Raw genomic sequence first — 23,275 nt, 5'->3', positions numbered from 1 at the left:
AACCCTCCGGCCAGGCGGGTTAGTCCGTCGGCGCCAGCCCGGGGAACCGGGACAGCAATTCCTGGCGGCGGGCTTTCAAGCCTTCCAGCTTGCGCCGCCCCTCCGCCAGTTGCTCCGGCGGCAGCCCGTCCCGCTCCCCCTGGGCCACCAGTGCCTCCAGCTCGCCAATGCGCCGCTGGGAAGCGGCCATGAAGGACGCGTACACCGCCATTCTTTCCCCCTGCTCATAGCGGCTGTAAAGCTCCGGGTCGTCGAGCACCTCCTGGGGCGGGGGCACCCGGGGTTCCCGGGGAGCCACCGGCGGAGTACGCGGATCGCCATCGCGACGTGCTCGCCGCAGCGACTCCGCCGCCGCCGGCCGCACCCGGGGCGCGATCACCGCGTCCACCCCTGGCGCCGGCCTGGCATCGGAGGGCGCCGGCGACGGCGCCGGAGGCACTTCGGAGACCAACACCGGCGCCGCCGGGGCCAACACGGGCGGCGGCCCCTCCGCCGTGTCGGCGGCGACCGGCGCGGCCACCGCCGGCGGCGGCGCCGGATCGCCGGGCCACCACATCGCCGCCGCCGCCAGCACCGCCAGCGCCGCCGCCATCGCTACCGCCAGGCGTATCACAGCGCCTCCGCGTGAAAGCGCACACCAGCGGACGCATGGCGCCGCGCCAGGCCGGTGCGTAACCGCTCCTGAAGGCGCTCCCGGGCCAGCACTCGTGATGCCTGATAACGCACCGCCTCGCTGTCGGCGGCCTGGAAGCCCTCCTGGCGCCGGTCCACCCGAAGGATCACCCAACGCGCCTGCCCCGGCACCCGGGCCGGCGGCGACACCGCGCCCTGTTGCAACGTGAACGCGAAGCCGACCAGCCAGGCATCCTCGCCGTCACCGCGCTCCAGCCAGGCCGGCTTCCGGTAGACCACGCCTTCCTGGTCCGCGTAAGCCTCCGCCAGTTCCGGCAGGCTGGCGCCGCCATCAAGGCGGGCCCGCGCTTCGTCGGCGAGCGCCTGGGTGGGAAGATACAGACGCGCCGCGCGCACCTTCTCCACGCGCCGGAAATGATCCCGGTGCAGTTGGTAGTAACGGCGGATTTCCTTGTCGGAAATGCCGTCGGCCACTTCCCGCAGCCGGGTGTTGTCGTCGTGGGGGTCGTCGCTGAGCCCCAGGGTGCGAATCAGGGCACGCTGGTCCAGGCGGTCAAGCACCAATTGCCGCACCCAGGCCCGTTCCTCCTCCTCCAGCGGCGAGCGCCGCTCGAACCAGTCCAGCACGAAGGCGCGGCGCACCCAGTCATCGGCGGCATTCGCCATGGCCAGGGTGTCCAGGTTATGGAAGCGGGTTTTCAGGGCGATGTTCTGGGCATCGTAGAGATCGGCCAGGGTCAGTTGCCGGGGCCCGGCGGCGGGGAAGCGGTATTCCGCCACCACCCAGGCCCGGGCCGCCCGGCGCTGGGCCGGGTTGAGGGTCTGGCGCAGCCCGGAATCGGCGCTGAGAATCGGCCTCAGGGCCTTGCGGTCCAGGTTCAGCTCCCCTTGCAAGGCGTCCAGTGGCGAGGCCCAGCCACTGGCGGTCAGCGCCGCCGCCAGCTCATCGCGATAGGCGACCCGGATCAAGGCGGCGGTATCCCGGTCGACGCGGGTGGCGCGGTTGTAGCCCACACGGGCCGGCTCCGCTCCGGCGGCATGGTTCTGCCGGTACCACTCGCCCATCAGATGAATGTCCACCAGGTTTTCCAGCACCTGCAGCGGCTCCACGGCGGGGTCGTGCATCCGCGCCGACGCCAGAAACACGTCCAGCACCGGGCGGGTCAGCGCGACGCCGTCCACCTCCGCCACCACCCGCGCGTCCCTTGGCGTGGCGCTCGCCAGCGTGGCCATCAGCAACGCGGTCATCGACAGCGCGGTCATCGACAGCGCCGCCAGAAACTGGCCCCGGCGGCGCGCGTGTCGCAAGCACCCGGTCACTGGGTCAACTGCGCGGAGGCATGGCCCAGCAGGTGTACCACCATGGCGATGGCGTGGGGCACCACCACCCGGCCCACCTGTACCCGATCGGTATGGTCGGTGCTGGACAGCACCAGGCTTCCGTTGGCGTAGGCGATATCACCGCCCTGGGTGAGCAGCGGGCGGATATCCGTGGTACCGCTGCCGGGGGCGGTGAAGCTGGACAGCGCCTGGGTCACCAGGGTTTCGTCGTTGAGGTCCTCGCTGTCGTAATAATCGGCCACCCAGCCTTCCCAACCGCTGTGGTTAAGCGCCGAGGTGGTCCACACATGGTGCGGCTGCACCACGTCGGTGGCGTGCAGCGCATAACCCAGGCTCTGCGCGGTGGGATTGGCCAGGAACTGGTCGTACCAGTACTGGGCCAGGTTATCCAGCGGCTGGAAAGGCATTTCCTCGAAGTCGTCGTACATGGATTTCGAGGAGGTGGTGCCCTGCCGGTAATTGGCCTCGGTGATGCCGTAGGTGTTGTATTCGGAGTCGTCGTTGGACCACCAGCCCGTCATGCCGCCGGGGCCATCGTCCATGTAGTCACCCACCAGCCAGGCGGCGGCCAGATTGTCGATGTCGCCGGACACGGTGAGCTTGTCGTAGTTGTAACCGCCCAGGTCGTTGCCGTGCACGTCCGGCCCGCGGGTGTGATTCTGGAAGTGCCAGTAGGAGGTGTAGTTGACCAGCGAGCTGCCGGCGTTGAACACCGGTGCGTAGACGCAATCGCCGGTGATGGCGCCGCAGAAATAGGTGTCCTGGAAGTCGTCCACGTCGTAGGCGCTCTGACCAAGCACCTGGGCGAACTGGGCCACGGTATAGCCGGCGGCGCTGGCCACCGCCTGCAGGTCGGCGTAGCCGGTGGTCTGCGGATGGGCCTGCATGTAGGCCACCGCGTCTTCCACCAGACGGCGATGGGTCTCTTGCTTGAAGGCTTGGGCGGTGGGGCAAACACAGGCCACGGCCAGCAAACCGATGAGCATCCGTTTCATGACTCCCTCCCTGGGATGTTGTTTTTGGTATGCCCGTCCTATACAGGCGTAATTCGGTCCACGCTTCAATTGTTCATCCGCGACAACCGCCTTCACGCGGCCCTTCCGGGCCGCGCGACGGCCACCTCAGTTGACGATCGAGAACTGGTCGAACAATTGCACCTCACCGTTCAGGTCGGCGGGGTCGAACACATAACTTTTCACCAGCCCGGTGTCGGTTTCGAGAATGGAAAACACGCTAAGGTCGTTGCTGGCCACGAACGGCAAATCCGGATAGCTGTCGTTCTCCCAGCTCATCGGACTGAACTCACTGGGCAGGGCCATGACACGTCCCTGGGGATCGCCATTGGGAGCATAGTCGTCGATGCTCCAGCGCGGGTTCGGACCCTTCACGTCGTCCCAGAAATCGGCGCCGCTGGAACGCACATCCTTGGTGTAGTTGCCGGTGTTGTCCTGGTAGTAAGCCCCGTAGCTATTGCCCACGTTGGAGCTTTCCAGATAGTGCATGCCTTCCACCTCGGCGCGATTCCAAAGATGGGAGTGGCCGATGTGTACCAGATCGACGCCGTTTTCTATCAGCAGTGGCTCGATGTCGCGGTACCAGACGTCTTCTTCCAGGGGGTACTGATAACGGACTTCGCTGAGAGCGGCGGAATCCAGACGCGGGCGCACCTGCTGCTGCCACTGCTCCGCGCTGATCGGGAACGGCAGTTCGGTGATGACTTCCTCGCCGTTTTCGACTTCCACCAGCTGCATCACCGGCTCGGCGAGCACCGGCACGGTGTTGTCGCCGAGGCCGAATACGCCCTGGTGCGCCATGACCACCTTGTAGCGGGCCTGCTTGAAGGCATCGCTTTGCAGCACCTCTTGCAGCCAACGGTACTGTTCCGACTCCTTGTCGAAACGCTCGAAGATGAACTCGCCAAACCCCCAGGCTTCCGGATTTTCCAGTTCACTCAGGGTTTCCACGAACTTGCTATTGCCGGTGCCGCTGACGCTCCAGGATCGCCAGATCCGCGAGACATTCATGGAGATCAGGAACACATCGCCGAACGCCACCGCGTAATAATCCTCGCCGGCGGGACCGTCGTCGGGGAAGCTGAACATTTCCCGGTAGCTTTCATGATTGTGGGAATGGTCTGCGATCCAGCGGGCTTTGATGTCCGCGTCGCCGCTGGGATTGACCTCGTCCTTGAGCTGCTCATAGGCGATGCCGGCGTACCAGCGCGGCTGCGGGTCACCGAACGCGCCGCCGAGGGTGTAATCGCTGTCGGCGCTACCGTCATGGGTATAGCGGCCCATCACCTCATGGTTGCCAATGGTGGCGAACAGCGGAACGTGCTGCAGAATCTCACCACCGGTGTAGGGGTAGCCGGGCAGGAATTCCTGATAGCGCCCCTGCAGGGTTGGGAAGAAGGCGGGCGCGTTGTCGGAGGCCTGATCGAACCACTCGGAGGCACGGTCGGGCACGTTGACCAGATCCCCGGCGAAGAACACCGCGTCCGGTCGGCCCACGGTCTCCACCACTTTCTGATAATTGGCGGCGGCGTTCTTTTTCAGTTGCAGATCGGAGGTGAGCAGAATCTTCAAGGGCTGGTTTTTCCCCGGCGCCGGCGCCAGCGAGAAGCTATCGCTGGTAAGGGTATGGCCGTTTTCGTCGGTACTGGATACGTGGTATTCCAGGCGCTCCCCCGGCGCCAGCCCGGCGGCGATGGCTTCATGGCGGTACACCGGTCGCTCCGTGATGCCTTCGTAGCTCTTGCCAAACTGCTTGGAGGAGGCGTCCTCCATCATGCGCGACATCTTGAAGGTGTCCGCCTCCGCGCTACGGCCATCGCCATAATGAAGCGTGTGCGCCTTGCCGGCGAAGCTGGTGAACCAGACCACGTGGACGGAATCGGCATCGGGCATTTGCAGAAAAGGATCGGTGATGAAGCGGTTTTCCTGATTCACCTCCACCGGCACCTCGGTGATTACCTCCACGCGCTCCTCATCATCGGAGCAACCAGACAGAGCCAGGGCGCCCGAAAGCGCCATCAGAACCGGCAAGAACGACCCGCGCATTATCCATTCTCCTGGAAATAAAAGACCGGGACATGCTGAAGGCGACACATGACAGAACCGTTGAGATTCGATGACGCCCCCGCGATTCCGTGCGCCGGTTCACAGCACCACTTCAAGGCCCGCAAGGTGTTACACTGGCGGCTTTCCCAATGACCGCGAATCGCGCCCATTACATGCCTCTTATTACCCTTCGTGATCTCGACCTCCATTACGGCGAGCAACCCTTGCTCGACAAGGTGAACCTGGCCATCGAACCCGGCGAGCGGCTGTGTCTGGTGGGCCGCAACGGCACCGGCAAGTCGACCCTGTTCAAGGTGCTCACCGGCGAGCAGCAGGCCGACGATGGCCAGATTGAGACCGCCCGCGAACTGACCGTGGCGCGCCTGGAACAGGAAGTCCCGGACGATCAGGATCACAGCGTCCATGACATGGTGGCCGGTGGCCTCGGCGAGCTGGGCGAGCTGCTCAACGAGCACGACCGCCTGAGCCGCGCCCTGGCCAACGGCGACGAAGACGCCATGGCGCGCTTCGAATCGCTCAACGACCAGATCGAGGCACGCGGCGCCTGGCAGCTGTTCCAGCGTGTGGAGACGGTGCTCTCCAAGCTCAAGCTGGACGGCGAGGTGGCCTTCGCCGGCCTCTCCGGGGGCATGAAGCGCCGCGTGCTGCTGGCCCGGGCCCTGGTGCGCGAGCCGGACATCCTGCTGCTCGACGAGCCCACCAACCACCTGGATCTGGACAGCATCCGCTGGCTGGAGAGCTTCCTGAAAAGCTACCCGGCGACCCTGGTGTTCATCTCCCACGACCGCGCCTTCATCCGCGCGCTGGCGACCCGCATCATCGAGCTGGACCGGGGCCATCTGACCAGCTGGCCCGGGGACTACGACAAGTACCTGGCCGGCAAACAGGCGGCGCTGGACAACGAGGAACGCGCCAACGCCGAGTTCGACAAGAAGCTGAGCCAGGAGGAGCGCTGGATACGCCAGGGCATCAAGGCCCGGCGCACCCGCAACGAAGGCCGCGTGCGCGCCCTCAAGAGCCTGCGCGAGCAGTTCGCCCAGCGCCGCAACCGCCAAGGCACCGCGGGCCTGGAAATCCAGCAGGGCGACAGCTCCGGCAAGGTGGTGATCGAGGCCGAGCACCTGGCCTGCGAACTGGGCGGCAAGCGTATCCTGGAGGATTTCTCGTTGACCGTGATGCGCGGCGACCGCATCGGTGTGCTGGGCCCCAATGGCTGTGGCAAGTCCACGTTGATCCGCCTGCTGCTGGGCCGGCTCGAGCCGGAACGGGGCACGGTAAAGTCGGGCACCCAGCTTCAGGTGGCTTACTTCGACCAACTGCGCGACACCCTGGACGGCGACAAGAGCGTGCTCGACAACCTGGCGGAAGGCTCCGACGTGGTGGAGATCAACGGTCGCAAGAAGCACGTCATGGGCTACCTGCAGGATTTCCTGTTCGAGCCGGCCCGGGCCCGCCAGCCGGTGCGCTCGCTGTCCGGCGGCGAGCGCAACCGGCTGCTGCTGGCGAAGCTGTTCACCCGGCCATTCAACCTGCTGGTGCTGGACGAACCGACCAACGACCTGGACGTGGAAACCCTGGAGCTGCTGGAAGAACAGCTGGTGAACTACCAGGGCACCCTGCTGCTGGTCAGCCATGACCGGGAATTCATCGACAATGTGGTTACCTCCACCCTGGTGTTCGAGGGCGACGGTGACCCCCGCGTCTATGTGGGCGGCTACCAGGACTGGCTACGGCAGCGTCCGGAACCGGCGCCGACGGAAAACGTCAAACCCGCCGCCGCGCCGCAAACGGAAAGCAAGGTAAAAAACACGCCGGCGCCCGCGCCGGAACAGGCCGGAGCCCGTAAGCTGACCTACAAGGAACAGCTCGAGCTGAAGGCGCTGCCCGAGAAGATCGAAGCCCTGGAGGCGGAGCTTGACGCCGCCCAGGCGCGGCTCGCCGACCCGGACTTCTACAAGGGGCCGGCGCAGGACATCGCCGCCGCCCAGCGCCAGTTGCAGACGCTGGAGCAGGCGCTCAACGACCACTACGGCCGCTGGGAGGAACTGGACCAGCGACCGTCATAGCAGGCCCGGTGATCCCGGGCCGCGAGGAGGATGTGTTTCGTGCCCAGGCAACCGCTCAAGAACATCGCCATCACCCTCTCCCTGCTGGCTCTGGCCGCGCCACTGGCGGCCAATGAGAGTGAGGATGAGGATGGCCGCCACGTGGCCCCCGCCAGCGCCGACCAGGCGGCACCGCCCGCCGAGGACCCGGATGGCCCGCCGGCGCGCCGTGATGACCATCGCGCCGACGACAACCGTGACGGCGCCGAAAGCCACCCGGCCGCCACCGGCGAGACTGGCGCCGAGCCGGCCACGCCGCCGGCGCCGGACCCGGTGGCACCGCTGGAACTGCTCGGCCAGAGCGTGCCGGTGGGCACCTTCGACACCCTCTACTGGACTCCGGACCAGTCCTTCCGCTCCATCGCCACGCCGGTGCCGGTGCTGGTGGCCCACGGCACCCGGCCCGGCCCGCACCTGTGCCTGACCGCCGCCGTGCATGGCGACGAGTTGAACGGCATCGAAATGGTGCGCCGCCTGATGTACGAGCTCGAACCCGACGAACTGGCGGGCACCGTGGTGGGCGTGCCGATCGTCAACCTGGACGGCTTCCGCAACGGCTCGCGCTACCTGAGCGACCGCCGCGACCTGAACCGCTATTTCCCCGGCCGCAAGAACGGCAGCGCCGCCAGCCGGGTGGCGTATTCCCTGTTCGAGAACATCGTGCGCCATTGCGACTACCTGGTGGACTTGCACACCGGTTCCCAGAAGCGGGTCAACCAGCCGCAGCTGCGCGCCGACCTGGAAAATCCCCAGGTGGTGGCGTTCGCCAAGCATTTCGGTGGCATGACGGTGCTGCACAGCCCCTCCTCCAGCGGCATGCTGCGCGCCGCCGCCGTGGACCAGGGCATCGTCGCGGTAACCATGGAAGCTGGCGGCCCCAATCGTCTCGAGGACGACGCCGTGGACTACGGCGTGCAGGCCCTGGAAACGCTGCTGGAGAACCTGGACATGCGCAAGGCGAGCCGCTTCTGGGGCGCGCCGCAGCCGGTGTTCTATGAGTCTGAATGGATTCGGGCCGGCCAGGGCGGCATTCTGCTCTCCGAGGTGGAACTCAACGATCAGGTCAAGAAGGGCCAGATCCTGGGCACCGTCACCGACCCGATCAGCAATACCGGCAGCGCCATCATCGCCCCCTACGACGGGCGTGTGCTGGGCATGGCGGTGAACCAGGTGGTGCACGCCGGCTTCGCCGCCTACCGCATCGGCGAGGAGAAGAGCGCCGAGGAAGTGGAAGCCAAAGCGGAGCAGGCCCAGGAACAGGGCGATGCGGATGGCGACGACGAGAACACCGGTGCCGGCGCATCCGCCGAGGAATCGGACCGGCCCGACGGCGATACCGAATAGCAGCCTGGGTGCGGATCGCGGCTCAAGCGGTAAGCCGCCTGGCCGCTCCTACGGTACGTCTAACACTGCTGTAGGAGCGGCTTCAGCCGCGATCCGCCAGGGGCCCGCAAACACGCTCGAAGCCGGCCACCACGAACGGAATCATGCGGTCGTAGGCGGTCTGGAAGTCGTCGGAACGGCACAGGCCGCCGGACATGGCGTTGATGCGCCCGGTGTTGGCGAAGGTCAGGGTCATGGAGCCGGACATGAAGTGGTAGCACCAGTAAAGGTCGGCGCGCTCGGCCTTGGGCAGCACCCGCGCCAGGGCTTCCACGAAGGCTTCCATGGGGGCATCGAAGTGGCGGCTCATGAGCACCGGGCCCCACACCGGCGAGGTGTTCACGTAGGCGAGCAGCGCGCAGTAGTTACGCCAGCCCTGGTCCTCGCTTTCCTGGGCCATTTCCAGCGGTCGCAGATAGGCCTCGATGATGCGTTCCAGCGGCACCGGGGCCGGCTCGGCTTCGGCGCGGGCACGGTGGAGTTCTTCCAGGCGGTCGTCGTTGAGGATGCGGGCACGGCGTTGGAAGACGGTGTCGAAGAGCTGTTGCTTGGGGCCGAAGTAGTAGTTGATCAGGGCCACGTCCACGCCGGCTTCGCGGGCGATGGTGCGCAGGGTCACGCCGTCGTAGCCGTGGCGGGCGAACAGGCGTTCGGAGACATCGAGGATGGTGGCGCCACGGTCGCCGGCGCCGTCCCGGGCCCGGGGGCGACCCACGGTCTTTTTCGTCATGCGCGGATAGTACGCAAGCGCCGCTTGGACAACAAGCAACCCGGCCCTATGCGCGTCACCCTCCAGTCGAGGCGCGATTCCGGGCCAGGCCCTTCCGGGAACGCCGTGAACCCGTCCCTGGGGGCTCCCTTTCGAACGTCCTGTTCTCAAGGGTCCCGGAAGGGCCTGGCCCGGAATCGCTTGGCGGTGATCCTCCGCGTAACGGATTATATCCCGGCGCCAGGATGGAGAGTGTAGGAGCGGCTTTAGCCGCGATGCCGGTGGCAGCGCCGGCAATCGCGACTCAAGCGGAGCGCCGCCCGGTCGCTCCTACGGACGACCCCGGCAGGAACGGTCAGGGGCAGGTGCCGACCTGCCAGGTGGCGCCGCCGTCGCTGCTGTACAGGGTGGTGTTGCCCCAGGTGGAGCCGGCCATGGGCTGGTCGCTGCCCTGGGCGAAGTAGTCCGGGGTCAGGTAATTGCCGGTGCTGTACGCGCGGCCGGCGGTCTTGTGGTAGTAGTTGTAGGCGCTTTCCTGCTGGCAGCCCGGTTGCGGGTCACCGCCGCCGTTGTCGCCACCGTTGTCGTCACCATCGTCACCGCCATCATCACCGCCATCATCACCGGCACAGGCCTGGACCGGACCGCTGCAACTGGCGTCGTCGTCCTGCCATTGGCATTGGTCGCCATTGGGCTGCTCGGTGAGTTTGAAGGTGGCGGTGCCGTATTCCAGGTAGCAGTTGGCGTAGTTGGTGTAGTCCAGGCGACCGGCGCTGATGTGCTGGTCCAGGGTGGCCACCTGGCCGGCGTCGATCTGGAAGTCGATCTGGTCGTTGTCGGCGAGACCGCCCTGGTCCAGGGCTTCCACGCTGGCGCTGTTGGCGCCGCCGGGCAGGTCGCAGGCGCGGGCGCTGTAGTGCACGCCGTCCAGTTCAGCACTGACCGCGCCACTGGCGAAGGTCACCGTCACCGAGGCGAGATCCTGATTTTCGTCCACTACCTGACCGCTGACCGTGGCGCACTGGCCGTCCACGCTCACCGCGATGTCGCTGAGTACCGGGGCGCTGGGCGGCGGCGCCGGGCCCACCCGCACGGTGTCGATGGCCGGGTCGCTTTCGCCGCCGTCGTTGTCCTCGGCGGTGACCGCCACGGTGTAGAGATCGTCCACCAGGCTACCGCTGGTGGCCTGGAAGGCGCCACCACCGTCCACGGTGGTGGTGAGGGTCTCGCCGCCGCCGGCCAACCCTTCAATGACGATGGTGATGACGGTGACGGTACCGTCTTCGTCATCGGCCTGGCCGCCGATCTGGATGGCGTCGCCGTTGGCGGCCAGGGTCAGGCCGTCGATGCTGGGCGCCAGGTTGCGATTCACCCGGGCGTTATTCTGGCTGAAGAATTCGCCCAGGTAGCGAGCGTAGTTGATGCTGGCGCTGCCGATGTAGTTGCCGCTGGCGCCCTGGCCGCCGGACCAGGAGTGGTCCAGACCGTTGAGCCAGAGCATGGAGACGCGGCCATCCTGCCACAGATATTCCTCGGCGGTGCCGCCGTCCTGGCTGATCACGGTGCTGCCGGACAGTTCGCTGACCCCGTAGAGGCCGGCCATGCCTTCCGCGTTCTGGCGGTTGTAGCAGGTGTCCACGGTGGTATCCGCGTCGCCGTGGGCGATGGACGCCACCTGGGTGTCGAAGGCGCTCTGGTAGGCGCCGCCCAGGTTGCGGCAGCGGCTTTCCACGTTGGCCTGTTCGCAAACGCCGATGGCACCGCTGGAGCTGGTGCCCACGCTGGGGCCGGCGCTGACGCCGACACCGGCGAACACGTCCGGGGCCAGGCAGGCGGTGGTGTTGGCGAAGCTGGCGCCGGACGACAGGCCGGCGATATAGACCTGGTTGGGGTCGATGTCGCGGGCGCCGTCGCCGGACAGTTCATTGGCCAGGTCGATCAGGTTTTTATAGTCGCCGGCGCTGCGCGATTTGCTGCCCTGCCAGTAGGACCAGCAACTGAAACCGGCTTTGTTCATGGCGTCCGGCACCGCCACCACCATGCCGTATTCCTCGGCGGCTACTTCCAGGTTGGCGGTCTTGTAGGCGTTGATCGACTGGGTACAGCCGTGCAGCACGATCAGCAGCGCCTTGCCAGCGCCCACCGGTGAGTCGGTGTCGGGGGTGTAGAGATGGACATTGTTGAAGCCGCCCAGGGACAGATTGTCCTGCCAGCTACCGGCGTGAACCGGCGCCGCGACCAGGAACAGTGCCGCCGCGAGGGCGGTCAGGGCCTTCTTGATCATGATGTTCTCCCGTTTTTCGCGTTGTTGTTGTAGTCGGTTGCGTGATGGGTTGTTGTGATCGTTTTTTCATTATTCATCGGCCGATGAATAAAAACTCTACAACCGATGAATAACCGGGGTCCAGTCATGGCGAGGGGTAAAAATGTATAATCTTTGAACAGACGCACAAACGGGGTAGCGCTGTGGTTCTCCGCTGGTAACCTTGCCGGATGCTGAAACGACACCGCGTGTATTTCATATCCGCCAGTTTGATGGCCCTCCTCGTGGCCCTCGGCGTGGCCGCTCCCCATTCCTTTCAGAGTGTCTCCGAGACGGTGCTCAATACCCTGGGGCACTACTTCGGCTGGTTCTATTTGATCAGCACCTTCGTGTTCGTGGTCTTCCTGCTGGGGCTGGCCATGAGCCGCTATGGCAAGATCCGTCTGGGGCCGCAAAACTCCGGGCCCGAGTACGGGGTGTTTTCCTGGTTGAGCATGCTGTTGTCCGCCGGCTTCGGCGTCGGCCTGGTGTTCTATGGCATGGCCGAACCGATCCAGCACCTCACCGAGCCGCCCCACGGCCTGGTCGAACCCGGCGGCGCCGAGGCCGCTACCCTGGCCATGCAGTACAGTTTTTTCCACTGGGGCATGAACCAGTGGGCGGCGTTCACCCTGGTGGGGCTGATCATCGCCTTCTTTCAGTTCCGCAAGGAACGCCCCGGCCTGGTGTCCACCATGGTGGAGCCGGCCACGGTGAACCTGCCGGGCCGCCAGGGTCTGTCCGATTCCCTGGACGTGCTGGCGGTGGTGGCCACGGTAATGGGGGTCGCCACCTCCCTGGGGCTGGGCATCCTGCAGATGAACGGCGGTTTGCACACGGTGTTCGGCTGGGCGGACAACTTCTGGACCAAGGCGGCGATTCTGGGGGCGATGTTCGTGTGCTACACGGCCTCGTCCTACAGTGGCCTGGACAAAGGCATCCGCCTGCTCAGCAACCTGAACATGGCCCTGTGCCTGGGCTTCATGGGCTACATGCTGTTCACTGGCCCGACGGTGCTGATCCTGGATAATTTCGTGAACGGCCTGGGCGCCTACCTGGGCAACTACATCGAGATGGCGCTCACCATCCCGCCCATGGAGGACCGGGACTGGATGAACCGCTTCACCCTGTTCTACTGGGCCTGGGTGATCGCCTGGTCACCGTTCGTGGGTACCTTCGTGGCACGCATCTCCAAGGGTCGCACCATCACCGAGTACGTGCTCGGCGTGCTGCTGGTGCCGCCGCTGCTGGCCTGCGCCTGGATCGCCGTGTTCGGCACCACCGCCCTGGACCTGCAGCTCAGCGGCGGCGTGGACCTGGCCGGGCCGGTGGCCGACGACGTGGCCAACGCCCTGTTCCAGATGTATCAGGCGCTGCCGTTCAGCACCTTCCTTTCCGGCATCACCATGCTGATCCTGTTCGTGTTCCTGGTCACCTCGGCGGACTCCGCCTCCTACATCGTCTCGCAGATGACCGACCACGGTTCTCTCGACCCGCCGCTCTACAAACGCCTGACCTGGGGCGTGCTGATTTCGGCGATCTGCTTGACCCTGATCGTGGCGAGCGGCCTGAAGGGGCTGCAATCCGCCAGTCTTCTGGCGGCGCTACCATTCGCGGTGGTCTTGTTCCTGATGATGGGGGTGCTGATCTCGCAGCTGCGCGCCGACCGCCGCGCCATGCTGGTGGAGCTGTATCAACGCAACGCGGAAACTCCGGTGGGCGCCGATGTGTTCGAGGCGGACGACTTCACCGATCTGGTTCCCGAGCAACGCATCCGCCGCCGGCTCAACTTCAATCGCAAACCGTAAGCCAGGGGAGCGCGGTTCGGCGTTTTGTTTTGTAGGAGCGAATTCAGTCGCGATTCACCGGCGGTGCCAACTTCATCGCGACTAAAGTCGCTCCTACAACACGCAAGGCGGCCTACTCCAGTGAGGCCACCGCCTGATCAATGGCGGTGTCGCCGCTGATCAGGTCGAACTCCCGCTTGCTGCTGCCCGGGTGGTCGAGCACCGCCCGGATCACCGCCGCCACATCCTGGCGGGGGATCTCGCCGAACGCATCGATGCGCTCGGCCAGGCGAACCTTGCCGGTGCCCTCTTCCTCGGTAAGCCGACCCGGACGCACGATGGTGTAGTTGAGATGGCTGGCGCGCAGATGGTTGTCCGCCTTCTGCTTGGCGACGAAGTAATGGCGCATGCTTTCCGGCCCGCTGTCCGGATCGTCGGCGCGCATGGAACTGACGATCACGAAACGGGGCACGCCCATTTCCTGGGCCAGGTCGATCAGGTTGATGGCACCGTTCTGGTCCACGTCCACGGTCTTCTCCGGCCCGGTGTGCGCCCCGGAACCGGCGGTGAACACCACCGCGTCGCAGGTGATCAGCGCCGCCCGGCAATCGCCTTCCAGATCCGCCACCACCACCTCGTCGGCGCCCAGCTGGCGCAGTTCCCATTCCTGGGACGGGTCGCGCACCATGGCGCGGCACACATGGTCGCTGTCGCCCAACAGCTTCACCAGACGACGGCCAATCTTGCCGTTGGCCCCGGCAATCAGAACACGCATGGGGAGGTCTCCTCACAGCTCGACTTGGAACACGGCCTCAACCCTAGGCCCGCAAGCCGCAAGCCGCAAGCCGCAAGCCGCAAGCCGCAAGCCGATGATGATGATGGCGGATGGGCCGTGTCTATCGAGAGACCGTTGCAAGTTACAAGTTGCAAGTTGAAATCGCATGATCGTCCGGCGAGATGGTAAGGCCCGTCCGCCGGCACGGTATCTTGTGGCTGGCGTTTTCCCTTACCAGCGCTGAGGCACACGCTGGATACTGTCGGTGTCGTAGCCCGCGTCGGCGGCGATCCGATAGAGCCGTTCCAGGGTGGCCTCGTCCGGGTTCGGCTGCCGGGCCATGATCCACAGATAGTCCCGTTTTTGCCGGCCGATGATGGTGGTCTGGTAGGCATTGTCCACGTACACCACCCGGAAATCCGCCCGCAACGGCCAGATGAACTGCATCTTCCAAACCGAGTTATCCGTCTCGCTGACGAAACCGGTGGGGGTCATGGTCTTGCGCTCGCCGTCGAAGCCGTCCTGGTTGAAACTGAAGGTCACGCCGATCTTGTCCGGCCCCAGCCGCTGGTAGCTTTCCACGGCGTTGTGGGCGCCCTTCTCCGGCGGCGTGGGAATGTTGGCGATCACGTACCAGTCGCCCATGAAACGGTCCAGATCCAGGTTCTTCGCCAGCGGAATCGGCGGCCGCTCCGGCTGGCTCAGGCAGGCGGCCAGCAACAGGGCGAACACTCCGATCAGGGCAAGGCGCATGGGGGTTCTCCAAATCGATAAGACAGTGCCCAAAGCCTGCCCGTCCCCCGGCCAAGAGCGCGTGAAAACGCCCTCCCCTTTCCCGCGACCGCTTCACCCACAAGCAGCGCTGGAGCCCACTACAAAATCACGCGGGACGCTACCTCGAAGCATCGCGGTGTGGGGCCCCAGCGTCAGTCGCCGAGCACCTTGAAGCGACGCCGCAGGCGGAAGCCCTGGTCGTCCACCAGGGTGAGGATGTGCCAGCCCGGGTCGGCGCGCAGGGCCCATTCATGGAAGTGTTCGGTCACGCCCAGGTAGTGATCGTCCAGGTGCCAGAACAGCCTCGCGCCGGCGCGCTCGTGGACCACCCGGAACACCGCCTGCCCGCGCTGCCCGCCCAGTTCCCGGGGAATGAAGAGGCCGGCGCCGGCGTGGGGATAGAGAATCGCCATGGGCGGGCTATGGTCCAGCTTCCGGGCCCCGGCCAGACAGTCCGAGCGCCAGGCCGGTAGCGGCCGGTAATCCGGGTGGTGCTGGCGGTAGAACCAGGCCTGGGCCGGCGGCAGCACGAACCAGTCGCGGCTTTGCATCGCGGCCACCGCTTCGCAGCCACCGTGCACCCGCTGACCGTTAACGTCCACATGCACCCGGCGATGGTGCGGTGTCACCGTTTGAAAGTGGCTGTGCAAGGGCGCCAACGCGGTCTTCGCCGGACAGCGCCCACCGGCCAGGTAACCGTCGTCGGCGCACACCCGCACCTGCTTGAGATCGTTGAGTGGCGGTTCCGGGAACGGCGCCGGGCCCAGCAGGCTGAACACATCCAGCATCAGCGGCGCGGCGCTGTCGGCGCCGCCCAGGTGCGGCGCCGGCTCGCCATTACCGTTGCCCGCCCATACCCCCACCGTGTAGCGGCCGTTGCTGCCGATTGCCCAGGCATCGCGCAGGCCATAGCTGGTGCCGGTTTTCCAGGCGATCGGCTGGCTGGACTGGTACAGCCGCCACTGGCGGGCGGTGCCGGGCCGGGCCACGTCGCGCAGCGCGTCCAGGGTCAGCCAGGCGGCGCCGGGGCTGAGCGCGAACGGCTCCGCCACCGGCGTGATGCCGGCCAAGCGGGTCACCGGCGCCGCCTGGCCGTCCCGGGCGGTGGCGATCAGACGCGCATAAATAGCGGTGAGCTGCTCCAGGGTGCCCTCTGCGCCGCCCAGCACCAGGGTCAAGCCGTAGTCGTCGGCGGAGCGGAACAGGGTGGTCATGCCCAGCTCGCGTAATTGATCGTGGAAGCGCCCCACGCCGTAGCGGCGCAGCAGGCGCACCGCCGGCACGTTCAACGAACGCGCCAGGGCCTCGTGGGCGGGCACCGCGCCACGGTATTGCCGATCGAAGTTCTCCGGGCTGTAGCCGCCGTAGTTGGTGGGCAGGTCCGGGATCAGCGTGTCCGGCAGGATCAGGCCGGCATCGAGCATCAGGCCGTAGAGCAGCGGCTTGAGCACGCTGCCGGTGGAGCGCGGGCGGTTGGCGATGTCCACGGCGGCGCCGTAGGTGTCGGTATCGCCGTGCTGCACATTGCCCAGGTAGGCACGGGTTTCCAGATCGCGGTGGTCGATCACCACCACCGCCAGGTTGTGCACGCCCTGGCGGCCCAGACGCCGGCCATGACGCTCCGCCAGCTCGCGCACCCGGCGCTGCAGGTTGGCGTCCAGGGTGGTGCGCAGCAGTGGCCCGCCGCCGTTGGCGCTGAGCGTGTCCAGCAGGCGCGGCGCCAGGGACGGCAGCGCATGGACCCGGGGCAAGGGTTCCAACCTGGCCAGGGCCAGGTCGTCGGCGTCCAGGTCGCCCTGCTGGTGCAAACGGGCCAGCAGCCGGTCGCGCTTGGCCCGCAGCCGGCCCCGGTCGCGACCCGGGTGGATCAGCGCCGGGCTGTTGGGCAGCACCGCCAGCAGCGCCGCCTCGGCCCAGCTCAAGGACTCCGGCGGGCGCCGGAAGTAACGCCAGGCGGCGGCGCGCAGGCCCACGGTGTTGCCACCGAAAGGGGCCCGGCTGGCGTACTCGATCAGAATCCGGTCCTTGCTGAGGTGCCATTCCAGACGCAGCGCCAGCCGTGCCTCGCGGAATTTCTCGGCCAGGGTGCGAGGCGGGTCGTGGTGCAGCAAGCGAGCCAGTTGCATGGTCAGGGTGGAACCACCGCTGACCACCCGGCCGGCACGGACGTTGGCCAGCGCCGCCCGGCCGATGGCCAGAGGGTCCACGCCGGGGTGCTGGTCGAAGCGCCGGTCCTCGAAGGTGAGCAGCGCGCGCCGGTATTTGTCCGGCAAGGCGGTGACCGGGGCGAATCGCCACTGCTGGTCAGCGGCGATGCGCGCCGCCAGGGGCCGGCCATGGCGGTCCAGCATCAGGGTGGCGTAGTCCTCCCCGTCCAGGGTCGCCGGCAACGGCGTGAACTGCAGCCACCCCAGCACCACCAGGGCCGCCAGCAGCAACGCCGCGCCGGCCCGCCGAAGGCGACGCCGACGCTTCACGGGCGGTCCCTCAATCGGCGCCGGCCGGGCGGGTTACTTCCACCCAGCGGCCCTGGTCCCGGGCACGGATATCCCCCCGGTACATGGCCTCCACCTGCCAGCCGGGCAGATAGAAACGACCGGCGAAAGTGGCGTTGAGCCCCAGGTGGTAGGTGCGGCTCTTGCCGGCGGGCAACGAGAAGTAGCTGAGCACCCGGTCGTCGCGCTGGTCCCGGTAATCCACCGGCTCGGCCTGCTCATCCCCGGCCAGCCGGCTGTCGATGATCTGCCAGCCGGACGGGATTACCTGGGTGAGCGCCACGTTGTCCAGGTGCTGACCACTGTGGTTGGTGATCGTCACCGTGGCGCGGAAGTCGGTGCCCTGGGCCAGGGATGCCGGGTTCAGCTCGCGGCCATCCAGGGTGCGGAAGCGGGCACTCAGATTGAGGCCATGGCTCTCCGCCCGTTCCTGGCCGGCGGCCGGCGTGCCGCGGGTGCTTACCGACACGAACAGGCGCCGTTCGCTGTCGTTGCGAATCGCCAGCTCGGCGCTGCGATCGCCCAACGCCAGGGCCTGGCGGAACACCGGTGACTGGCTGCTGATGGCCTGCCAGTCGCCGTCGTCGTGCCGCCAGGCGAAATCATAGCCCTGGCCGCCGGCACTGCCGGCGAAACGGGCCATGGCCATCAGCGCCCAGGCGGTGCTCTGCGTGGAGTACCAGTTCCGGGATGCCAGCTGGCTGGCGATGACACGGGCCTGCTCCCAGGCGGCCTCGCTGTCGCCACGGGCGTCCAGCACCATCAACGCGATGGCCTGGTCACGCAACCGTGAGCCGTAGGTGGGCCCGGGGCTGAGGTAGTCGCCGGCGTCGTCGCGGGCGGCGGCCAGCAATTCGCCGGCCACCTCGGTGAGCCCCATCTGCTGGTAGGCCGCCGCCAGCAGCCAGCGACCGGCGCGGTAACTGGCCTGGCCGTGGCTCTGCTCGCCGGCACGGGCCTGATAGGCCTCGCGCAGGCGATTCATGGCGCCCACCTCCGGCTCACCGGCCAGGGCCAGGGTATACAGGCGGTAGGCCTGGGCCGCCCACTGCCAGGGGAAACGACCGGGGCTCTGCCCTACCCGGCTCTGGTAGGCCCGCCAGGCGTCGAGCATGTCGGCGGGCACCGCGTAACCCTGGCGCCGGGCTTCCAGCAGGAAGTGGCCAGCGTAGGTGGTGCCCCAGTCGGTGACGCTGTCGCCTCCGGGCCAGTAGCTGAAACCACCACCCCGCTGAAAGCGCCGCAGCCGCTGGATGGCCGCGTCCACGTTTTCCTGCACGGCGGCCTGCTGCTCCGCGCTGAGAGTGGTGAGCCGCGACAGATAGAGCTGCGGCAGCACCCCCGACACGGTCTGCTCGATGCAGCCGTGGGGGTATTCGATCAGGTATTCCTGGCGCCGTTCCAGGCCCATGTCCGGTAGGCTGCTCACCGTGAGCAGGCTTTCATTGGTGCCCGGCAGGCCATGGGGGGTGTGCGTCAGGCTCCAGCTGGCGCCGGGCTCCAACAGCTTGCCGCTGTCACGCACCGTGGGCGGGTTGGCGCTGCGCACCGGCAAGTGCACGGTTTCCTCGGCGCGGTGGTCGCCGGCCCGGGCGCGCACCGTCACGTCGGCGATACCGGTGGCGTCGCCGGCCTTGAGGGACAGCGCCGCCACCTGGTCACCGCTTTCGGTGAAGTTCAGGCTGGCGCTGTCCCGGGTCAGGGTCAGCGGTGCCTGGGCCTCGGCGCTGACCGCCACCTTCCCGAGCCCGTCCTTGGCGGCGAACACCGTCACCGGCAGATCCAGGGTCTCGCCGGGGCCAAGCACCCGGGGCAGCGTCGACAGCAGGGTCAGCGGCTGGGTCACGGTGACATCCTGCTCGGCGTGGCCGTAGGCCCGCTCATTGCCGGCCACCACCATCACCCGCACCTGGCCCATGTAGGGGGGCAGGTCGATGTCGTGCTCGCGGGTCTCGCCTTTCTTGAGCTGGAACGGACCGGCGAAGCGCACCACCGGCGGGAACCGGCGGCGGCGTTGCTCCTCGCCGTCCTGGAGGGCGTCGGAGCCACCCAACGCCAGCAATTGGTCGAGTTCGCCGCCGTAGGCACCCACCACCTGATCGAACAGGTCCCAGGTGAGCACGCCCAGGGCCTCGCGCTGGTAGAAAGCGTCATGGGGACGCGGCGTGGCGAAAGCGGTGATGCCCAGCAGACCCTCATCCACCACCGCCAGGGTGTAGGTCATGGCCCTGCCCTTGGCCTCCGACACCGCCACCTTCAGGGTGGCGTCCGGCTTCACTTCCTCGGGCGCCCGGATCTCCGGGACCAGCCGGGTGGCCGGGTCCTCCACCATCAGCGGCGCGATGCCGTAGAGACGGATCGGCCGATCGTTGTCGCGGCCGCGATGGGGCTGCAGCAACGCCACATGTACATAGACATTGGGCGCCATCTCGGCGGTGACCGGGATGTCCAGGGTCAGGCTTTCGCCCTCCTTGCCGGTATCGTCCACCCAGTAGTGGTCGAGCACCCGGTCACCGGTTTCCAGGCTGACCAGCAGGCGGCCCTGGCCGCTGGCGGGCACCCGTACCCGGGCGGTCTCGCCCACCTGGTACTGGTCCTTGTCGCTGGACAGGGCCAGGCGGGTGGCGGCATCGCCCTGGGCATTGCGCTCGCCGCTCCAGCCCAGGTAAACGCTTTGCGAGGCGCAGTGGCGGCCATCTTGCTGGCACACCCGCAGCAGATAGCGGCCCCATTCGTAGTCGGCGCCGGCCAGCGTCCACTGGGCGCGGCCCTGGGCATCGCTGACGAGGCTTTCCTCGCGCAGTTTCTCGGTATGCGGGTCACTGATGAAGTGGGTCAGGTCGCGGCCACCCCGGTCCCACCACCAACGCCAGTCGATGCGGTAGAGGCTCAGGGTGAGGTCACGGCCGGCTTCGGGCTTGCCGTCCCGATCCAGGGCCAGCAGGCCGATTTCATGGTCCCGGTCGCGGCCCAGGGAATCGCCCCAGCCGCTGCCTTTCGGCACCCGGAGGCCCACCCAGTGCGCGTATGGAGACACCGGCAGCCGTTTCACCTGGGTGCTGTAATCGCCGCTTTGCTCGAACACCCGGCTGGTAAGCAGGGCCGCCGCCATGCCCGGCGGCGTGATGTCCGGCACCTGCAGCGGGAAGCGGGCGTCACCGGCGGCGTCCAGGGTGCCCTCGAAGGCGGTGAAGTCGTTCGCGCCGAGATTCCGGGTCGGGTCGGTGAAGGTGAAGCCGTCATAGCCTTTGAAGGGAGCGCCGGCATTGACCAGGCGCGCCTTGACGTCGGCTTTCAGGCCGCCGGCGCGGGCGCCATTGAGCCATTGGCCGTGCAGGGTGACCGGGTTATCGCCGCCGACTTTAAGCGGCTCCGGCGCATCCAGTTCGATCTTCAGGCGGTTGGGCTTGATTGCTTCCACCCGCAGCGGCGTGTCGAAATAACGCTCGCCGACCCGGGCCACCGCCCGCCAGTTGCCGGTGGGCGCGTCCTCGCTGGTGCTCAGGGTGAAGGCATGGAACTGGCCCACCGGCTCGGCGCTGCTGTAGCTGGCCACCTTGTCGCCACGCGGGTCGAACCAATCCAGGGTTACCGGGTGGTCGTCCGGCAGGCGGTTGTGCGGGTCCGCCAGGATGAAGGTCAGGTGGATATCGTCACCGGGCCGCCAAACGTCCCGTTCGCCATAGAAAAAGCCCTTGAGACCATCGCGAACCCGCTCGCCACCGGTATTGAACTGGTTGGTGGGCAGCGCCCGGTTGCGGGCCAGTTTCAGGTAACCGCGATCCTTGTTGTCCCGGGCCACCAGATAGAACGGCGCGCCATCCAGGGCCAGGGTCACCTCGCCCTTGTTGTTGGTGGTGCCACTGGCCAGCACCTGGTGCTGGTAGTTGTGCACGGTGACCCGCACCTTGGTGGCCGGGGTATTGTCGTCCAGGTGAGTGGCGATCACCGTAAGGCGGTCGCTTTCGCCCTGCTTGGCGATCAGGCCCAGGTTCGATGCCAGGAAGGCGCGACTGGATTCGGCGCGATCATTGTAGCGGTAGTAGGCATCGGAACAGGGGTCATCGCGCTCGCTCCATCTCAAATAGCCGGCGTCGCGGTAGTAGCGGCTCAACCGGTCCTGGTCGTCGACCGCCTGGCCAGGGCCCTCGTAGCTGTCCGGCAGCTCGGCCACCCGCCGCGGGCCGTCACCCTGGCACAGGTAGTCGATGGTCTCGCCATCCAGTTTGAGGGTGAGCATGATCAGGCCGTTGGGATGACCGGCCATCAGCTCGGACAGATCGAGCCGATAGCGCTGCCAGTCATCCCCGGTGCCGGGCGGCAGGGACAGGGTCTTCTGCCACAGGTAGCGGCCGGCGCGGCTGTCCTGGTAGGCGGCGTCCAGTTCGTTGTTTTGCAGGTAGGCGGCGATGTTGTCCTCGAACACCTCGAAGGCCTGCACCTTCACCGCCTTGGCGGCCACCGCCTCGAACGGCACGCTCAGAGTCTCGCCATTGGGCAAAATCACGCCCTCGCCGACGAAACGCACGCCGGGCTTGGCCACGGTCAGCGTCAGCTCCTGCTCGAAGGCGCTGTCCAGCCGCGCGCGGCTGGCGCTGCGCAGGCCCGGCTCGATGCGCAACCGGAAACGACCGTCGCCCAGGTCGTCGCGGTCCTCCGGGTAAACGCGCAGGCGGCTGCCGTCGATGCGCACCCGGGCCTCCTTGCCGTTCAGGGTGACCAGGCCGGCGCTGTTCTGGGTGCCCATCAGTGCCTCGGAGAACTGCACGAGGATCTGTGGTTCCGGGTAGCTCAGGGTACGCGCGGTGGTGACACGGAATTCTCCGGGAGCGGGCACCGGGTAGCTTCGTTCGCCGCTGTCGTCCACGTCCAGGGACGCGCCATCCCAGCGCAAAATCACCGGCGCCGCGCCGTCGCTGCGCTGGATGCCGGAGATCACGAATTCATGGTTGAGGCTGGCGGCGTCATGCTGCCAGGCGATGTCCAGGGTCCGGTCGCCCTGGCGGGCGGTCAGCACCGACTGCGCCTGCGCCGGGTCGGCCTGGTCCCGGGTGCGCAGGGCGCCGCTCATGCGCATGGCGCTTTCGTCACCGGGTTCCGGTGCCAGGGCATCCACGCGCAGACTGAGGTGCTGGGTCATCACGGTGACGTCGGCGCGCAGTGGCGGCAGGCCATCATCCACTCCGGAGAGTCCCTGGGCGAACAGGGTCAGTTGCAGGGTCTGGCCGGCGGGCAGCGCCTGGCGCGGACGGATTTCCAGGCGGTCGCGGGCGGTGAACACCGCCTCGAAGGACTGCTCCGGGGCCAGCCGGGCGACACCGTCGACGGGCTTGTCGAGGCCGCTTTCATCCACCACCGGGTGGGTGAAACGCACCACCAGGGGCGCCCGGGCGCTGACCGCGCCATGGGGCCAGCTGTCCAGATGATCACGCCAGCGCGGGTCCGGGGCCGGCGCGGTGTCGGCGGCCTGATCCGCCGGCGCGTCGGGTACCGGCTGGGCGGCCTGCTGGTCCGGGGCCTCCGGCGCCGGATCGCAGGCCAGCAGGGACAAAGCCAGAAACAGCAGCACGCCACAATGATGTAATCGCATTCCTTTGACCGCCTTTGTGGTTATTTGGAAAGACCGAGAGTCGGACCGGCAAAATTAGCACAATGGCGACGCCGATTCGGCGACGCCTTTGTTAAAAAACAGCATCCCGGGAAAAAATGTTCATCGCCGGCCAGCGATATAGGGACGGACACTTATTGACCAACGGAGCGTTTGTGAACGGCTGTACAGCTAATGTCTTTGAACCCGGTCACGGACATACTGATTTCCGTCGACGAAGTCCCATCCGTCGACGGCGGAGTTTCGGCTCCGTGATAGCTCTCCCGAGCCAAACGATTCATCG

At 67.0% G+C, this 23,275-nt stretch carries 13 protein-coding genes; 3 read left to right on the top strand and 10 right to left on the bottom strand.

All coding sequences use genetic code 11. From position 1 onward, the window contains the following. Positions 1–19: 19 nt before the first annotated feature. The 4 genes from ACLD02_RS06925 to ACLD02_RS06910 all read right to left on the bottom strand — a co-directional run bounded on the left by ACLD02_RS06925 (position 20) and on the right by ACLD02_RS06910 (position 5,033). Positions 20–613, bottom strand: coding sequence for a hypothetical protein (locus ACLD02_RS06925; protein WP_410298278.1), 594 nt, complete (start codon positions 611–613; stop codon positions 20–22). Then, entirely contained in the window at positions 610–1,941 is a 1,332-nt protein-coding gene (locus tag ACLD02_RS06920) for a peptidyl-prolyl cis-trans isomerase (protein ID WP_410298277.1), read from the bottom strand. The genes ACLD02_RS06925 and ACLD02_RS06920 overlap by 4 nt, the downstream gene beginning before the upstream one ends. Positions 1,942–1,949: 8 nt before the next feature. Beyond that, entirely contained in the window at positions 1,950–2,969 is a 1,020-nt protein-coding gene (locus ACLD02_RS06915) for a phospholipase (protein WP_203104754.1), read from the bottom strand. Between the two features lie 126 nt (positions 2,970–3,095). Beyond that, the gene (locus ACLD02_RS06910; protein WP_203104755.1) at positions 3,096–5,033 is read right to left on the bottom strand and encodes a purple acid phosphatase family protein; all 1,938 of its coding nucleotides are present in this window, start codon (positions 5,031–5,033) and stop codon (positions 3,096–3,098) included. Positions 5,034–5,206: 173 nt separating this feature from the next. On the opposite strand from ACLD02_RS06910, the gene ACLD02_RS06905 reads away from it, so the two are divergent. Both ACLD02_RS06905 and ACLD02_RS06900 read left to right on the top strand, forming a co-directional pair. Further along, complete coding sequence (locus tag ACLD02_RS06905; RefSeq protein WP_410298635.1) at positions 5,207–7,120, top strand: ATP-binding cassette domain-containing protein; 1,914 nt, start codon at positions 5,207–5,209, stop codon at positions 7,118–7,120. Between the two features lie 39 nt (positions 7,121–7,159). Further along, complete coding sequence (locus ACLD02_RS06900) at positions 7,160–8,503, top strand: succinylglutamate desuccinylase/aspartoacylase family protein (protein WP_338015214.1); 1,344 nt, start codon at positions 7,160–7,162, stop codon at positions 8,501–8,503. An 82-nt stretch (positions 8,504–8,585) separates the two neighbouring features. On the opposite strand, the gene ACLD02_RS06895 is transcribed toward ACLD02_RS06900, so the two are convergent. Both ACLD02_RS06895 and ACLD02_RS06890 read right to left on the bottom strand, forming a co-directional pair. Beyond that, entirely contained in the window at positions 8,586–9,272 is a 687-nt protein-coding gene (locus ACLD02_RS06895; protein ID WP_238401044.1) for a TetR/AcrR family transcriptional regulator, read from the bottom strand. A 334-nt stretch (positions 9,273–9,606) separates the two neighbouring features. Beyond that, on the bottom strand, positions 9,607–11,535 hold the full coding sequence (locus ACLD02_RS06890; RefSeq protein WP_410298276.1) for a PHB depolymerase family esterase: 1,929 nt from the start codon (positions 11,533–11,535) through the stop codon (positions 9,607–9,609). Positions 11,536–11,744: 209 nt separating this feature from the next. On the opposite strand from ACLD02_RS06890, the gene ACLD02_RS06885 reads away from it, so the two are divergent. Further along, positions 11,745–13,361 carry a BCCT family transporter gene (locus tag ACLD02_RS06885; protein ID WP_203104758.1) on the top strand — a complete coding sequence of 539 codons (1,617 nt, stop codon included), beginning with the start codon at positions 11,745–11,747 and terminating at the stop codon, positions 13,359–13,361. Positions 13,362–13,473: 112 nt separating this feature from the next. Here the strand turns inward: ACLD02_RS06885 and ACLD02_RS06880 are convergent, their stop codons facing one another. From ACLD02_RS06880 to ACLD02_RS06865, 4 genes are all read right to left on the bottom strand, one after another. Beyond that, a complete protein-coding gene (locus tag ACLD02_RS06880) occupies positions 13,474–14,115 on the bottom strand; it encodes an SDR family oxidoreductase (protein WP_410298275.1) in 642 nt (213 codons plus the stop codon). Positions 14,116–14,346: 231 nt separating this feature from the next. Then, positions 14,347–14,868, bottom strand: a complete 522-nt coding sequence (locus ACLD02_RS06875; RefSeq protein ID WP_203104760.1) for a lipocalin family protein — start codon at positions 14,866–14,868, stop codon at positions 14,347–14,349. Between the two features lie 173 nt (positions 14,869–15,041). Next, positions 15,042–17,366 carry a penicillin-binding protein 1C gene (gene pbpC / locus ACLD02_RS06870; protein WP_410298274.1) on the bottom strand — a complete coding sequence of 775 codons (2,325 nt, stop codon included), beginning with the start codon at positions 17,364–17,366 and terminating at the stop codon, positions 15,042–15,044. 10 nt (positions 17,367–17,376) lie between these two features. Next, positions 17,377–22,974 carry an alpha-2-macroglobulin family protein gene (locus tag ACLD02_RS06865; RefSeq protein WP_410298273.1) on the bottom strand — a complete coding sequence of 1,866 codons (5,598 nt, stop codon included), beginning with the start codon at positions 22,972–22,974 and terminating at the stop codon, positions 17,377–17,379. Positions 22,975–23,275 lie beyond the last annotated feature (301 nt).

The sequence above is a fragment of the Alloalcanivorax sp. C16-2 genome, assembly GCF_046507615.1.
Taxonomy (GTDB): Bacteria; Pseudomonadota; Gammaproteobacteria; order Pseudomonadales; family Alcanivoracaceae; genus Alloalcanivorax; species Alloalcanivorax marinus_A.
Note: the sequence above shows the minus strand (reverse complement) of the source record. Positions and strands in the feature narration are given on the sequence as shown.

Coding starts and splice junctions, on each gene's coding strand:
- ACLD02_RS06915 (WP_203104754.1), bottom strand. CDS start 2,969: ATGAAACGGATGCTCATCGGTTTGCTGGCCGTGGCCTGTGTTTGCCCC.
- ACLD02_RS06910 (WP_203104755.1), bottom strand. CDS start 5,033: ATGCGCGGGTCGTTCTTGCCGGTTCTGATGGCGCTTTCGGGCGCCCTG.
- ACLD02_RS06905 (WP_410298635.1), top strand. CDS start 5,207: ATGCCTCTTATTACCCTTCGTGATCTCGACCTCCATTACGGCGAGCAA.
- ACLD02_RS06895 (WP_238401044.1), bottom strand. CDS start 9,272: ATGACGAAAAAGACCGTGGGTCGCCCCCGGGCCCGGGACGGCGCCGGC.
- ACLD02_RS06890 (WP_410298276.1), bottom strand. CDS start 11,535: ATGATCAAGAAGGCCCTGACCGCCCTCGCGGCGGCACTGTTCCTGGTC.
- ACLD02_RS06885 (WP_203104758.1), top strand. CDS start 11,745: ATGCTGAAACGACACCGCGTGTATTTCATATCCGCCAGTTTGATGGCC.
- ACLD02_RS06880 (WP_410298275.1), bottom strand. CDS start 14,115: ATGCGTGTTCTGATTGCCGGGGCCAACGGCAAGATTGGCCGTCGTCTG.
- ACLD02_RS06875 (WP_203104760.1), bottom strand. CDS start 14,868: ATGCGCCTTGCCCTGATCGGAGTGTTCGCCCTGTTGCTGGCCGCCTGC.
- ACLD02_RS06865 (WP_410298273.1), bottom strand. CDS start 22,974: ATGCGATTACATCATTGTGGCGTGCTGCTGTTTCTGGCTTTGTCCCTG.